This window comes from Massilia aerilata, from assembly GCF_042656905.1.
GTDB lineage: Bacteria > Pseudomonadota > Gammaproteobacteria > Burkholderiales > Burkholderiaceae_D > Telluria > Telluria aerilata.
Genome location: NZ_JBHSMZ010000004.1, coordinates 646,207 through 660,226, shown reverse-complemented (window position 1 = coordinate 660,226; position 14,020 = coordinate 646,207). Strand labels below are relative to the sequence as shown.

General features: G+C 64.2%; 12 protein-coding genes and 2 tRNA genes. 3 read left to right on the top strand and 11 right to left on the bottom strand.

Annotated features, from left to right (window positions below; all coding sequences use genetic code 11):
• Positions 1–15: 15 nt before the first annotated feature.
• Positions 16–1,230 carry a formate-dependent phosphoribosylglycinamide formyltransferase gene (gene purT / locus ACFPO9_RS07855; protein ID WP_379769171.1) on the top strand — a complete coding sequence of 405 codons (1,215 nt, stop codon included), beginning with the start codon at positions 16–18 and terminating at the stop codon, positions 1,228–1,230.
• Between the two features lies 1 nt (position 1,231).
• Positions 1,232–1,855 carry a class I SAM-dependent DNA methyltransferase gene (locus ACFPO9_RS07850; RefSeq protein WP_379769169.1) on the top strand — a complete coding sequence of 208 codons (624 nt, stop codon included), beginning with the start codon at positions 1,232–1,234 and terminating at the stop codon, positions 1,853–1,855.
• On the opposite strand, the gene ACFPO9_RS07845 is transcribed toward ACFPO9_RS07850, so the two are convergent.
• The 5 genes from ACFPO9_RS07845 to ACFPO9_RS07825 all read right to left on the bottom strand — a co-directional run bounded on the left by ACFPO9_RS07845 (position 1,841) and on the right by ACFPO9_RS07825 (position 4,423).
• Positions 1,841–2,323 carry an RES family NAD+ phosphorylase gene (locus ACFPO9_RS07845; protein WP_379769165.1) on the bottom strand — a complete coding sequence of 161 codons (483 nt, stop codon included), beginning with the start codon at positions 2,321–2,323 and terminating at the stop codon, positions 1,841–1,843. The two genes, ACFPO9_RS07850 and ACFPO9_RS07845, sit on opposite strands and share 15 nt — an antisense overlap.
• Positions 2,320–2,904, bottom strand: coding sequence for an antitoxin Xre/MbcA/ParS toxin-binding domain-containing protein (locus tag ACFPO9_RS07840; RefSeq protein WP_379769163.1), 585 nt, complete (start codon positions 2,902–2,904; stop codon positions 2,320–2,322). The genes ACFPO9_RS07845 and ACFPO9_RS07840 overlap by 4 nt, the downstream gene beginning before the upstream one ends.
• An 18-nt stretch (positions 2,905–2,922) precedes the next feature.
• A tRNA-Asn gene (locus tag ACFPO9_RS07835) sits at positions 2,923–2,998 on the bottom strand.
• An 84-nt stretch (positions 2,999–3,082) separates the two neighbouring features.
• Positions 3,083–3,158: transfer RNA gene (locus ACFPO9_RS07830), tRNA-Asn, on the bottom strand.
• A 53-nt stretch (positions 3,159–3,211) separates the two neighbouring features.
• Positions 3,212–4,423, bottom strand: a complete 1,212-nt coding sequence (locus ACFPO9_RS07825; RefSeq protein WP_379769161.1) for an amino acid aminotransferase — start codon at positions 4,421–4,423, stop codon at positions 3,212–3,214.
• Between the two features lie 107 nt (positions 4,424–4,530).
• Between ACFPO9_RS07825 and uvrB the strand changes: the two genes are divergently transcribed.
• The gene (gene uvrB / locus ACFPO9_RS07820; protein WP_379769159.1) at positions 4,531–6,615 is read left to right on the top strand and encodes an excinuclease ABC subunit UvrB; all 2,085 of its coding nucleotides are present in this window, start codon (positions 4,531–4,533) and stop codon (positions 6,613–6,615) included.
• A 126-nt stretch (positions 6,616–6,741) separates the two neighbouring features.
• Here uvrB and ACFPO9_RS07815 read toward each other — a convergent pair whose 3' ends face one another.
• From ACFPO9_RS07815 to ACFPO9_RS07790, 6 genes are all read right to left on the bottom strand, one after another.
• A complete protein-coding gene (locus tag ACFPO9_RS07815; RefSeq protein ID WP_379769156.1) occupies positions 6,742–7,842 on the bottom strand; it encodes a trypsin-like serine protease in 1,101 nt (366 codons plus the stop codon).
• Between the two features lie 203 nt (positions 7,843–8,045).
• On the bottom strand, positions 8,046–9,704 hold the full coding sequence (locus tag ACFPO9_RS07810) for a response regulator (RefSeq protein WP_379769154.1): 1,659 nt from the start codon (positions 9,702–9,704) through the stop codon (positions 8,046–8,048).
• Entirely contained in the window at positions 9,694–11,172 is a 1,479-nt protein-coding gene (locus ACFPO9_RS07805; RefSeq protein WP_379769151.1) for an ATPase domain-containing protein, read from the bottom strand. Before ACFPO9_RS07805 ends, ACFPO9_RS07810 begins: the two co-directional genes overlap by 11 nt.
• 94 nt (positions 11,173–11,266) lie before the next feature.
• Positions 11,267–11,737, bottom strand: a complete 471-nt coding sequence (locus ACFPO9_RS07800) for an FKBP-type peptidyl-prolyl cis-trans isomerase (RefSeq protein WP_379769149.1) — start codon at positions 11,735–11,737, stop codon at positions 11,267–11,269.
• Between the two features lie 25 nt (positions 11,738–11,762).
• Positions 11,763–12,362, bottom strand: coding sequence for a MarC family protein (locus tag ACFPO9_RS07795; protein ID WP_230029458.1), 600 nt, complete (start codon positions 12,360–12,362; stop codon positions 11,763–11,765).
• A gap of 162 nt (positions 12,363–12,524) precedes the next feature.
• Positions 12,525–13,937, bottom strand: coding sequence for an SH3 domain-containing protein (locus tag ACFPO9_RS07790; RefSeq protein WP_379769147.1), 1,413 nt, complete (start codon positions 13,935–13,937; stop codon positions 12,525–12,527).
• Between the last annotated feature and the right edge of the window lie 83 nt (positions 13,938–14,020).

The window sequence follows — 14,020 nt, the reverse complement described above, 5'->3', positions numbered from 1 at the left end:
AATCAAGCTTCCCCCATGACCACTGCACCCATCCTCGGCACGCCCCTTTCCCCTTCCGCCACCAAAGTCATGCTGCTCGGCTCCGGTGAACTCGGCAAGGAAGTGATCATCTCGCTGCAGCGCCTCGGCATCGAAGTGATCGCCGTCGACCGCTACGCCAACGCGCCCGGCCACCAGGTCGCGCACCGCGCCCACGTGATCGACATGACCGATGGCGAGGCCCTGGCCGCGCTGATCGAGCGCGAGCAGCCGGACCTGGTCGTGCCCGAGATCGAGGCGATCGCCACCGACAAGCTGGCCGAGCTGGAAGCGGCCGGCAAGATCACCTGCATCCCGACCGCGCGCGCGGCCCAGCTGACGATGAACCGCGAGGGCATCCGCCGCCTGGCCGCCGAAGAGCTGGGCCTGGCGACGTCGCCCTACCGCTTCGCCAGCAGCCTCGAAGAACTGAAGCAGGCCTGCGCCGAGATCGGCTTTCCTAACGTTGTGAAGCCGGTGATGTCGTCTTCGGGCAAGGGCCAGTCGAAGCTGGACAGCCCGGATGACGTCGAAAACGCCTGGGATTACGCGGCCAGCGGCGCGCGCGCGAATGCCGGCCGCGTGATCGTCGAGGGCTTCATCGACTTCGATTACGAGATCACGCTGCTGACCGTGCGCGCAACGAATGGCGACGGCGAGATCGCGACCGGGTTCTGCGAGCCGATCGGCCACAAGCAGGTGCACGGCGACTACGTCGAGTCCTGGCAGCCGCAGGCCATGAGCCCGCGCGCGCTGGAGAGTGCACGCGAGATCGCCAGCAAGGTCACCGCCAGCCTGGGCGGCCGCGGCGTGTTCGGCGTCGAGCTGTTCGTGAAGGGCGACATGGTCTGGTTCTCGGAAGTCAGCCCGCGTCCGCACGACACCGGCATGGTGACCATGGCGACCCAGGTCCAGAGCGAATTCGAGCTGCACGCGAAAGCCATCCTCGGCCTGCCGGTGAACCCGGAGCTGCGCTCGCCGGGCGCTTCCGCCGTCATCTACGGCCAGCTGGAGCAAGGCGGCATCGCCTTCGAAGGCGTGCTCGATGCGCTGCGCGTGCCGGGATCGGACATCCGCCTGTTCGGCAAGCCGGAATCCTTCGCACGCCGCCGCATGGGCGTGGCGCTGGCGACGGCGCCGGATGTCGACACCGCGCGCCAGCGTGCGCTGGAGGCCGCGGGCAAGGTCAAGCCGGTGCCGGGCAAAGCCTGAGATGGACCACACCGCGATTGCGTCGAGCTACGATGAGATTGCCGAGCGCTGGCTGGACGCGCAGTTCAGCCAGAGCAACGGCATCCGCCAGCACGCGCAGGCGCTGCGCTTTCTCGAAGACGGCGCCGATGGCTGGGCGCTGAACGCCGGCTGCGGCTGCAATACCCGCTTCAACGACCTGCTGCGCGGCCGCGGCCTGCGCATCGAAGGCGTCGACATCTCCAGGCGCATGCTCGACCTGGCCGGCGACGCCGACCCGGCCGCCCTGCTCCACCACGCCGACATCTGCGAATGGCAGCCGCCGCGCCGCTACCGCTTCATCTCGGCCTGGGACAGCATCTGGCACGTCAGGCTGGAACAGCAGCGCGCCCTGATGCTGAAGCTGATGCATGCGCTTGACACCGGCGGCGTGTTCATCTTCACCGCCGGCGGCCTGGATGCCGCGGACAGCCACGTCGATGCGACGATGGGGCCGGAAGTTTATTACAGCACGCTCGGGATCCCGGGCCTGCTGGCGGTCATCGAGGAGGCCGGATGCATCTGCCGGCACCTCGAATTCGACCAGCTGCCGCACAAGCATCTGTTCATCATCGTCCAGCGCATCAGCGCATCAGCGCTTAGTTGAGCGCATCAGGCGCGGATCGTAGGTCCACTTCCTGCGCTTGTGCGCGACGATCCGCGCGCTGTCAGGATGCAGCGGGTTGATGAGCACATTCTTTTCTTCGCTCACGATTACGGATGGCACCACCAGCAGCGCACTGGTGCTGGCCTTGAGCCAGCGGTCGCCTTCATCGAGGCTGGTCTTGCCCGCCGGGATGGCGTCCCAGCCGACCGCGGGCGGCAGCAGCGCGTTCGCCCGCGCCCACACGTCGTCGGGAATCGCCAGCTCGACCAGGTAGCGGTTCAGCGGCAGGCCGCCGGCTTTCAGGTGGACGAAGGTTTCGAGCACGGCCAGCGAGATATTGCTGGCGCAGTAGAGCATGGCGTTGCCGGGCCGGTTCCAGCGGCCGCCGGAGAGCTTGGCGCCGGCGCCGCTCAGGTCGTCCGCGGTATAGCCCGGCGCATCGGTGGCGATACGCCAGACGCTGATCAAGCGTAGGCCCCGGTCTGCATCGTCGCGAGCAGGCGCGAGATCATTTCCTGGCCTTCGATGGTGTCCATGTAGTCGGCAGGAGAGGCGCCGCCGAGCGCCGGAATCGGCTCTTCCATCCAGTGGGTGAGCCAGCGCGCGGCGTCGAAGTCCTGCATGCGTTCGGGATCGCCGGATTCCTCGAGCATCGCTTCGACCTGGCCGATGAGCTTGGCCATGCCGACGATTTTTTCGCTGTCTTCGCGCGACAGCGATTCGTTGCGGCTGGCCTTGCGATTGACGGTGGCGGTGGCGATGTCCAGCATCGTGAACACTTTTTCTTGCTGGATATCGAGGCGGCTGACGAAAGTCTTGAAGTCGGCGGCGCTCACGCCGCTGCGGATGAGGTCAATGCGATCGACTGGGGTGGTGTGATAGAGCGCGCGGAAATTGAGCCAGCGGCTCTTGCCTTCATCATCGGATTCCGGAAGAACTTGCTGCGCAGCCGTCGTCATGATTTTTGCTCCTTTGAGCAGAAATTTTAGATCAAATGAGCAGAACGCACAAGCGGCGGCGGCAAACGAAAAAGGCCGCTTGCGGAACAAGCGGCCTTCTCTAAATTCTGGCTCCCCGACCTGGACTCGAACCAGGGACCTGCGGATTAACAGTCCGTCGCTCTACCGACTGAGCTATCAGGGAATGGATGTTGCTATTATAGCTTCCCCATCGCGACTTGCACAGGGCAGTTTCCAACCGTGCATGCCTCGCCGAGGCTTGAAACTTTGGCTCCCCGACCTGGACTCGAACCAGGGACCTGCGGATTAACAGTCCGTCGCTCTACCGACTGAGCTATCAGGGAATTGCCTACTTGCTCTTCCGATTCATGCAAGCCGAATCGGAAGAGCCAAGAGTTTAGAGAACTTTTGCGATGGCGTCAACGACCCGATCGATGTTCTTCGAATTCATCGCGGCAACACAGATGCGGCCGGTGTCCACGGCGTAGATCGATTCCTCGCGCAGCTTGCCGACCTGCTCCTTGGTAAGACCGGAGTACGAGAACATGCCGACCTGCTTGCGCACGAAGTCGAAATCGCGGCCCGGGGCTTTCTCGGCCAGCTTTTTCACCAGTTCCTCGCGCATCGCCTTGATGCGCACGCGCATGCCGGCCAGTTCCTCTTCCCACAGCTGGCGCAGTTCCGGGGTCGCCAGCACGGTGGCGACGACCTTGCCGCCGTGCACCGGCGGATTCGAGTAGTTGGTGCGCACCACGCGCTTCAGCTGCGACATGATGCGGGCCGCCTCTTCCGCGGACGACAGCACGACGGACAGCGCGCCGACGCGCTCGCCGTACAGCGAGAAGGACTTCGAGAACGAGTTCGAGACCAGCAGCGGGCCGCCGGCGTCGACGAAACGGCGCACCACGGCGCCATCTTCGGCGATGCCCGAGCCGAAGCCCTGGTAAGCCATGTCCAGGAAGGGGATCAGGCCGTTTTCGCGCACCGCAGCAATTACCTCGCCCCACTGGTCGGCCGTCAGGTCGGCGCCGGTCGGGTTATGGCAGCAGGCGTGCAGCACGACGATCGCGCCTTCCGGCATGTTGCGCAGGTCGGCCAGCATACCGTCGAAGTTCACGCCATGGGTGGCCGGATCGTAGTAGGTGTAGTTGTTGACATTGAAACCGGCGCTTTCGAACAGCGCGCGGTGGTTTTCCCAGCTCGGGTCGCTGATATAAACGTCCGAGCCCGGCGAGAAACGCTTCAGGAAATCGGCGCCGATCTTCAGCGCGCCGGTGCCGCCGATCGCTTGCACAGTCACTGCACGCTTCTCTTGAATTACGGCGCTGTCGGCCCCAAATACCAGTTCTTGTACAGCCTTGTCATACGTACCCAGGCCTTCGATCGGCAGGTAGGTACGTGGCGCCGGTTGTTCCATCAGCATCGCTTCCGCCTTGCGCACGCATTCCAGCAGAGGCACCTTTCCGTTGTCATCGTAGTAGACGCCCACGCCCAAGTTGATCTTGGCCGGATTGGTATCTGCATTGAAGGCTTCGGTAATGCCCAGGATAGGGTCGCGGGGGGCCATGGCAATGGCGCCGAAGATGCTGGCAGGAGCTGTGGAATTCATCGTGATAAACTCTGGTTTGTCGGCTGGGTTCGCAGCGGTTGTATAGACAGCGGCTTCAATGTTGCAGTGCCGCAGGCGGAGTCCCATTCTAGCAAAGGTCTGAATTCATGGCAGAACTATCGGTCGTAAACACCCCCGAGCCCACCGTCATCACTTACCCGAATTCGCCGTTCAAGCTGCACCAGCCCTTCCCTCCCGCCGGCGACCAGCCTACCGCGATCGAGGGGTTGATCGAAGGCATCGACGACGGCTTGATGTACCAGACGCTGCTGGGCGTAACGGGTTCCGGCAAGACCTACACGATGGCCAACGTGATTGCCCGCGCGGGCCGTCCGGCGATCATCTTCGCGCCGAACAAAACCCTGGCGGCCCAGCTGTACGCGGAGTTCCGCGAGTTCTTCCCGCAAAACGCGGTCGAGTACTTCGTCTCCTACTACGACTACTACCAGCCGGAAGCCTATGTGCCGCAGCGCGACCTGTTCATCGAAAAGGACTCGTCGATCAACGAGCACATCGAACAGATGCGCCTGTCGTGCACCAAGTCGCTGATGGAGCGCCGCGACGTCGTCATCGTCGCGACGGTCTCGGCCATCTACGGTATCGGTAATCCGAACGAATACCACAAGATGATCCTGACCCTGCGCGCCGGCGATAAAGTCGCGCAGCGCGACGTCATCGCGCGCCTGATCCAGATGCAGTACACGCGCAACGAGATGGACTTCTCGCGCGGCGCCTTCCGCGTGCGCGGCGACACCATCGACATCTTCCCGGCGGAGCACGCGGAACTCGCGATCCGTGTCGAGATGTTCGACGACGAGATCGAATCGCTGCAGCTGTTCGATCCCTTGACCGGCAAGGTGCGCCAGAAGATCCCGCGCTTCACGGTCTATCCCGGCTCGCACTACGTGACCCCGCGTTCGACCGTGCTGCGCGCCGTCGACTCGATCAAGGCCGAGCTGCGCGACCGCCTCGAACAGTTCCGTGAACAGGGCAAGCTGCTGGAAGAACAGCGCCTCGAACAGCGCACCCGCTTCGACCTCGAGATGCTGGCCGAAGTCGGCTTCACCAAGGGCATCGAGAACTACTCGCGCCACCTGTCCGGCGCCATGCCGGGCGAGCCGCCGCCGACGCTGATCGACTACCTGCCGAAAGACGCGCTGATGTTCATGGACGAGTCGCACGTGATGGTCGGCCAGCTCAACGCGATGTACAACGGCGACCGTTCGCGCAAGACCAACCTGGTCGACTATGGCTTCCGCCTGCCGTCGGCGCTGGACAACCGGCCGCTGAAGTTCCAGGAATTCGAGAGCAAGATGCGCCAGTGTATTTTCGTCTCGGCGACGCCCGCCGATTACGAAAAGGAAAAGGCCGACAACGTGGTCGAGCAGGTGGTGCGTCCGACCGGCCTGGTCGACCCGCAGGTGATCGTGCGCCCTGCCCGTTCGCAGGTCGACGACCTGATGGGCGAGATCAACGACCGCATCGCCAAGGACGAGCGGGTGCTGGTGACCACGCTGACCAAGCGCATGGCCGAGCAGCTGACCGAATACCTGAGCGACCACGGCATCAAGGTGCGCTACCTGCACAGCGACATCGACACGGTGGAACGCGTCGAGATCCTGCGCGATCTGCGCCTGGGCACCTTCGACGTCGTGGTCGGCATCAACCTGCTGCGCGAGGGCCTGGACTTGCCGGAGGTCTCGCTGGTGGCCGTGCTGGACGCCGACAAGGAAGGCTTCCTGCGCTCCGAACGCTCGCTGATCCAGACCATCGGCCGCGCGGCGCGTAACCTGAACGGCGTGGCGATCCTGTACGCCGACCAGATGACGGACTCGATGAAGAAAGCCATCGACGAGACCGAACGCCGCCGCGCCAAGCAGATCGCCTTCAACGAAGCCAACGGCATCGTGCCGAAGGGCGTGAACAAGAAGATCAAGGACATGATCGACGGCGTCTACAGCGCTGCCGCGGCAAAGAACATGTCCCAGGCCGAAGAGACCGCGAAGATCGAGGGTATGAGCGAGAAGCAGATTTCGAAAGAGATCAAGCGCCTCGAGAAACTCATGGTCGACCACGCCAAGAACCTCGAGTTCGAGAAGGCGGCCCAGGTGCGCGACCAGCTGCATGTGCTGAAGCAGCAGGCGTTCGGGGCGCCTGGGGCGGATAATGTGGTGTCGATTCTGGGTAAGTAAGAACAGACGTCGTTCCCGCGCAGGCGGGAACCCAAGTTGTACGCGCTAACAAAACGCACGCAAGCTTGGAGGGAATAATGCTGGGAGCATTATTCCCGCCTTCGCGGGAATGACGTGGATTGCTGCTTACTGCTTGCGACGGCGGCGCAGCCCGCCCAGCAAGCCACCGCCCAGTGCCAGCAGCGCCAGGCTGCCCGGTTCCGGCACGAAGGTGATGTTGCCGCCGGTGGCTTCGCGCAGGTAGTCGGTATAGCTGCCCAGCACGATGCCGCCGAAGTAGGTGCCGAAGGCGCCGTCGACGTCGCCGTCATTCCAGATGCCGCCGAAGGTGTTGTTCGCGACCAGCATCAGCTCGCCGTTGCGCATGATGAAGGACGGACCGCCGGAATCGCCGCCACCGATGTTGCCTTCCTTGTCATTCGCCAGCTGCGGGGTGCAGATGCCGAACTGCTCGCAGAACAGGTCCTTGCCGGCGCCGTCGAAGTCGGCGTAGTAGACCTCCTGATTGCCGGCAGCGAAGCCGTGCTCGTCGTCGAGGTCGAACAGGTCGACGTAGTTTTCGCCGGTGCGCTTGATGAAGAAGTTCGGGTCGATGTAATAACCTCTGGTGCCGTCGCCCGAGGTGCCGTAGCCGGCCATGATGATGTGCGTGCCTTCGCCAATCGGCGAGTTCGACACCTTGTAGATCTTGGCGCTGGCCGGCGCATCGCGGCCCAGGGTAATGACCGAGATGTCGTCGTTCACGCAGAACGAGGTGACGCCCGCAGGGCATACGCCGAAGCCCTGGTAGTCAGGATTCATCGAGACCTTGGTGGCGGTGATCAGCTCGTACTTGCTGCCGTTGTTGTTGAAGATGACGCGCACGTCGTTGCCCGGGCGGTTGATGTCGATCAGGGCGCCATTGCCGTTGGTATCGACACAGTGGCCCGCCGAAATCACCTGGCGCTTGCCCACCAGCGCACCCGAGCAGATATAGGACTCAGGCTCGCCGGCGGCGTTGTTGTAACGGATGTTAATGCTGACCACGCCAGAAAACGGCGACGACGCCACGTTCGGATCAATGCGGTTGTCCGGCGTGTCCGGCAGCGCGCCGGAAACGATCAGCGGCTTCACCGAGCCGGTCGTTCCGATGACGGCTGCCTGCGCCTGGGTGCCGGCGGCCATCGCGGTAAGGATGAAGGCGGCAGCGCCAAACAGTTTCTGGTAGATGGTTTTCCGTGTCGGCATTTCGTTTCCTTTTATAAGACCTCAGTTGTGTGCGGCAACGTACGCCGGAACTGATGAGCAGGAAGCGTGCCAGAAATAAAATTCCCCTAGGAATCAGTTAGTTATTGAAAATAGTAAAGTATTTACAGGATTAAATTGTAAAATTTCTCGACGTTTATTGTTTTCCAATAAGACATAATTGTTATGCAAAGAAAATACCGAAGTCAATTGCGCACGGTATGCTTCAGCGCTTTGATCAGGGCATCGGCCAAGGCGGCGATCGCGCAAGGCTTGCGCACGAACTGGACTTTCAAGCCCTGCAAACGTTCCGGTTCGAGCACGTAACCGCTGGTCAGGACCACCGGCAAACGCGGATGATGCGCCGACAGCCAGCGCGCCAGGCCGATACCATCCAGCTCTCCCGGCATCATGACATCCGACAGGACGGCATCGACTTCCGACAGATCGAGACGCACCGCGGCGTCCGCGCTGTCGGCCCTTGTCACGCTGGCGCCGAGCGATTCCAGCATGATGGCCGTGACTTCGGCCACGTCCGGATCGTCTTCGACATACAGCACATGCAGGCCGTCGATGCCGTGCGCAGTCCGTGCCGGTCGCGCTGCCGGCGCATGCAGCACTTCTTCGCTGCGTGGCAGGAGGATGCCGACCGTGGTACCGGAGTCCTCGCGCCGGATGAAAGCCAGGCCCTTGCTCTGGACGGCAAAGCCATACACCTGGGACAGCCCGAGTCCGGTTCCCTGGCCGAATGGCTTGGTCGTGAAAAAGGGCTCGAATGCGCTCTGCGCGGTCTCGGCCGACATGCCGTGACCGTTATCGGTCACGCAGATTTCGACGAACTCGCCGGCCAGATGCGCGCCTTCCGGCAGCGCCGCATCGGGCAGCACACGGTTGCGCGCTGCCAGCACCAGCCTGCCCGGATGCGGCATCGCATCGCGCGCGTTGCCGGCGAGATTCAACAGCGCCGCGTCGAGTTGGGAGGGGTCGGCCAGCACCGGCCACAGCCCGGGCGCGATGTGCAGATGCAGTTGCACCTCGGGCCCCAGCATGTGCCGCATCATGTCGGACACCGCGTGCAGTTGCCTGCGCAAGTCCAGCGCCACGTTCGCCAGCGGCTGGCGCCGCGCGTAGGCCAGCAGCTGCTGGGTCAGCGATGCGCCCTGGTCGGCGGCCCGGCGAATGCTTTGCAGCGCACGCAGCACGCGCTGGTCCGGCAAAGGGTTCAACAGCATGCGCAGCAGGGTCTCGCTGCCGGTCACGACCTGCAGGATATTGTTGAAGTCATGCGCTATTCCCCCGGTCAGCTGCCCCAGGGATTCCAGGCGCCTGGCTTCGGCCAGGCTCTGCTCCGCGCGGCGGCGCTCGGCCACCTCCGCCTGCAATTCGCGGGTGCGCTCGGCCACGGTCGACGCCAACTGCGCCGCATGATTGGCGAGCTCGGCCAATTGGTCGCGAACGGCAAACTGGAGCTGGCGCGCCCGGCGCGCAGAGCGCAGCGCCATGACGAGGCTCAGGCGCGCGACCGGCCGCGTCAACAGCGTGACGTTGCCGATCTCGGCCAGGTTGACGAAGCGGTTGTTGTCGATCCGCCGGTGATCGGCATCGGCCAGCACCAGCAGCGGCATGTCGGACCACGGCGGCTGCCTGCGCAGGATGCCGCTCAGATCTTCCAGCGAACAGCGCGCCACGCCCTCTTCCGTCATCACCGCGAACAGGGGCGTCCCGGCCAGCGCGTCGTAGAACGACGCCGCATCGGCGCAGGTTTCCGCGCGCAAGCCGTCCTCCCCGATCACCTGGCCAAGCGTGGCGGCATCGCGCTGTACCGGCGCGAACACGACGACGGCGGGCACGGTCTCAGGGCTCAAGTGTCGCTGCTCCCAGGTGCTCGTCGCAGTTCCTGACGCGGCCGCCGACGCGTATGCCCTCATCGGTGAGGGTCAGGACCCGGATGTCGTGCTCGTGCCGTCCCTGGCGCTTCTTCAGCACGCAAATGGCCTTGCACACCACATTGTCGTGTTCGTAGTAGCGCAAGGAGATGATGTTATCGGTAATCAGGCTCAGCGCATCGGGCTCTTTCGACGTATCCAGCCTTGCCGAATTCGCGCCGACGATGATCGACATGACGTTCATGTTGCTGAGGTAGGAAAACAGCTCATGCATTTGCCGCAGCAGCGACTTTTCCTCGCGGATGACGTCCAGGTAGGAATTGATGCTGTCGATAATCACAAGCCGGACATCGAGATCTTCGATCATGCGGCGGACGTTCCAGATGAATTCGCCAGGCGAGATACGCGACGGATTGACGCGGCGCAGGTGAAAGCGGCGCGTCGCATCGTTTTCGCCGGCGCCGGGTCCGGCATTGGCTTCGTCGCTGTCTTCGCCCATGCTGGCCACCAGGCGCGACCTGAGCGTGGTTTCGGATTCGTCGAAATTGAAGTAGGCGACATGGTGGCCATTCTTCACGGCCGACAAGGCATATTGCAGGGCCACCGTGGTCTTGCCGACGCCCGACGGGCCCAGCACCATGGTCGAGCTCCCTTCCGTCAGCGGTCCGCAGAACAGGGCGTCGAAGCTTTCGATGCCGCTGAACAGTTCGATGCCATCGGCGGCGCGATGGTGCTCCTGCGCGATCAGGCTTGGAAACACCAGGAATTCGCCGGTGCGGATACTGTAGTCGTGCCAACCGCTCTGGAAGTTCCCGCCGCGCAGCTTGACCACGCGCAGCCGCCGCCGCGCCGCGCCGAAAGCGTGTTCGATCTGCTCCAGCGTGATGACGCCATGCACGGCGCTTTGCAGCTCGAACTCCTGGCCGTCCGAGGTCAGGTCGTCCAGCAGCAGGACGGTCACGCCACGCCTGCTCAGGCGCTGGCGCAGGGCGATGATCTGGCGGCGGTAATGGCTGCTGTCGTGCGCCAGCAGCCTGATCTCGACCATCGAGTCGATCACGATGCGGGTTGCCGTGCTGCTCTCGACCCGTTCGGCAATCTGCTCGATCAGGCTCGACAGTTCCTTTTCCGTCGGCAGCAGGATCGTCTGGCTGGCGGCGCCGCCGTCCGGCACCGGAATCATCTCGACGATTTCGATGCCGTCCAGGGACCAGCCGTGATTGGCCGCTGACTCCTGCAACTCGTCCAGGGATTCGGACAGGCTCAAGTACAGGCACGACTGGCCCATCTTGAGTCCCTCGATCAGGTAGCGCAACCCGAGGGTGGTCTTGCCCGTTCCCGGCCGGCCTTCGATCAGGTGGATTCGGCTCGGCAGCAAGCCGCCATGCAGGACCGCATCGAGTTCAGGAATTCCGGTCGGAACCTTGATGGCCTTGGCGTTGTTCATCGATTCCGCGCTCCAGGAAAAAATTGAGTAAATACCAATTTAGCATGGGCGATGCCCGGCGCTTGGTACGTTCCCCAACAGAGCGCGGCCTGAATCAGCGGACCTCGAGCAACTCCACGTCGAAGATCAGGTTGGCGTTCGGCGGGATCGGACCGGCGCCCTGCGCGCCATAGCCCAGCGCGGCAGGAATGATCAGGGTGCGCTTGCCGCCCACCTTCATGCCCTGCACGCCCTGGTCCCAGCCCGGGATGACCTGGCCGGCGCCGAGATTGAAGCTGAAGGGTTCGCGTCCGACCGAGGAATCGAACTGGGCGCCATGCTGCTTCTCCGCGGTCGGCGTGTACAGCCAGCCGGTGTAGTGGACGGTGACGGTGGCGCCGGCCGTCGCTTCCTTGCCGGTGCCGGTCACGGTATCGATCTTTTTCAGTTCGGCCGACGAGGCCTCAGCCGGGCTGGCGGCCGGGGCCGCGCCCTGGCCCTGGGCTGGCGCTTCGCTGCGCTTGCAGGCGCTCAGGGTGAAGGAAAGGGCCAGGCCGAGGGTGCAGACGGACAGCAGTTTTTTCATGTTCTTCTTTCGTGGAGTTTGCGGTTTACTTCAAGGTCTGGACGAAGGAACGCACCCCGCCCAGCAGCATCTCGATCGACATCGCCGTCAGGATCAGACCCATCAGGCGCTCGAAGGCGGTCATGACCTGGGCGCCGAGCGCCTTCTGCAGGCGCTCCGCCGCCAGGAACACGGCCAGCCAGACCACGCCGACGGCCGCCAGCGCGGCCACATGCACCATCACCTCTTGCGTCGTCTGCGAACTGAACAGCAGCACGGTGGCCAGCGCCGACGGACCGGCCAGCGCGGGAATCGCCAGCGGCACGATGAAGGGCTCGCCGCCTTCGCTGCGGCCCAGCACGCCGTCCGGATGCGGGAAGATCATGCGGATCGCGATGATCAGGAGGATCACGCTGCCGCCGATGCGCAAGGAGATGTCGGTGAGCTGCAGCGCCGCCAGGAAGTGGCGGCCGAAGAACATGAAAAGCAGAAGCAGCAGGAACGCGATCGCGCACTCGCGCAGTACGATGCGCGGCCGGCGTTCCGGGGCGACGTCCTTGAGGGCGGTGACGAACAGGGGCACGTTGCCGAAGGGGTCGGTCACGAGCAGGAGCAGGATGAAGGTCTGGAAGAAGCTTTGGGTCATGGGGCGGCCAGGGTAATTCCTGCAATCTTAACCGATCGGCACGCCATGCCCTAATACGTCGTTCCCGCGCAGGCGGGAACCCAAGTTTGCCAGCATGCCTTCGGCTTCAAACCCTAGCGTTACACGACGAACTGGGATCCCCGCCTTCGCGGGGACGACAGGCTAATTGCGGGTCACGTGCACCAGACTCGTCATCGCATCCACATACAGGGTCTTGTCGTCCGCGTGGAGCGGCAGCAGCGGCGTCACCGACACCTGGTTCAGTTTGGTCTTGCGGATCTGCTGCGTCCGCGGGTCCTTGAACACGGCGTAGGGCACGTCCTGGATCACGTAGGGCTCGCCCTTCACCTGGCCGATGATCATCAGCACGTGGCCCGGCACCACGATCAAGTCGCCCACCTGGGCCTCGGCCAGCGCCTTCACACGGTCCGCGTGGCTGTCCTTGTCCGTGAAGGTCCGGTGCTGGAAAGCGGTACTGCTGCCTTGCAGGCCAGAGAACGGTGGCAGCAGCACACCCATGCTGCGATAGACCTCGCCGGTCAGGCCGCTGCAATCGCGCGCATTGAACTGGTGGCCCCAGCCATAGCGCTCGCCGAGCAGCTTGAAGGCCTGGCGGATGATGTTGGCGCGCGTGACGGGCAGGTAGCCGGGCGCGCTGTCCGCACTGCGGCGCAGCAGGGCCGGCTTGAAGGCGAGCTTGCCGCCCTCCCCGCGCACCGGCAGCAGCAGCGGCCAGGAGGCATAGGGGCTGGCGCCGTTCACCGGTTCGCCCGGCGGCACCTCGGCCAGCGGCAGGGCCGCGCCCATGTCCAGCAGCAGCTCCGAGACTTCGGGCGCTTCCGGCGTGAACGCGGTGCGCACCTGGTCGCCGGTGACGACGCGGCCCGGCGCGCGCGTGGCATACGCGAACACCTCGTCGCGCCCGCCTTCGGCGACGTCGCTGGCGCGCACCCAGGCCGGCCCTTGCGTCGACATCACCAGCAGCCACTTGCCATCCGCGCTGGCATGCGCGATGACGACCGGTTCGCCGGGGAACAGGATGCCGGCCTGCAAGCTCTCGTAGTCGCGCTGGTCGGCTGCCGCGTAGAAGCTGCGTTCGGTGGGCAGCGAGCGCAGTTGGGCGCGGCGTACGCTCAGGCCGTAGCGGGCCGGCGTGCTTGCCGCGATGCGCTCGGCGGCGGCGTTCTTGTTGATCGACGCGAGCAGCCCTGCGCCCACCGGCTTGCCGTTTTCGTCGACGCCGATGGCGACCGGCGTCTGCCTGGCCTGTTCGGTCCATGCCGTCACTTGCGCGCGGTCCAAGGTGGCGGGGAGGTGCTGCAGGTCGATGAAGCCGCCGTTCGGTGCGTAGACCTGGGTGCGCTTGGCGGCGGCCTGGCGCGGGTCGAGCAGCACGGCGTTCGGCTCCAGCAGGCGGCCGATCCAGAAGTCGGGGCTGAGCATCTCTTCGCTGAAGGCGGGGATGCCGGAGGGGGAGACGGCGGGGAGTGGCGGATCGGCGGCGAGTGCGGGATGAGCGGTGCAGGCGATTGCCAGGGCGAGGATCAGGGTGCGCAGCTGGGTGCTCTTCTTCATCGTTCGGCTCCGGATTGGGTTGCCGAAGTGTACATGAAGCAGGCATGAAAAAACCGGGGCGCGTGGCCCCGGTTTTAACTTGG

Bases quoted from the DNA above. Each gene is read 5' to 3' on its own strand.
- purT (WP_379769171.1), top strand. From the start codon at position 16: ATGACCACTGCACCCATCCTCGGCACGCCCCTTTCCCCTTCCGCCACC.
- ACFPO9_RS07850 (WP_379769169.1), top strand. From the start codon at position 1,232: ATGGACCACACCGCGATTGCGTCGAGCTACGATGAGATTGCCGAGCGC.
- uvrB (WP_379769159.1), top strand. From the start codon at position 4,531: ATGGCAGAACTATCGGTCGTAAACACCCCCGAGCCCACCGTCATCACT.
- ACFPO9_RS07805 (WP_379769151.1), bottom strand. From the start codon at position 11,172: ATGAACAACGCCAAGGCCATCAAGGTTCCGACCGGAATTCCTGAACTC.
- ACFPO9_RS07800 (WP_379769149.1), bottom strand. From the start codon at position 11,737: ATGAAAAAACTGCTGTCCGTCTGCACCCTCGGCCTGGCCCTTTCCTTC.
- ACFPO9_RS07825 (WP_379769161.1), bottom strand. From the start codon at position 4,423: ATGAATTCCACAGCTCCTGCCAGCATCTTCGGCGCCATTGCCATGGCC.
- ACFPO9_RS07815 (WP_379769156.1), bottom strand. From the start codon at position 7,842: ATGCCGACACGGAAAACCATCTACCAGAAACTGTTTGGCGCTGCCGCC.
- ACFPO9_RS07795 (WP_230029458.1), bottom strand. From the start codon at position 12,362: ATGACCCAAAGCTTCTTCCAGACCTTCATCCTGCTCCTGCTCGTGACC.
- ACFPO9_RS07790 (WP_379769147.1), bottom strand. From the start codon at position 13,937: ATGAAGAAGAGCACCCAGCTGCGCACCCTGATCCTCGCCCTGGCAATC.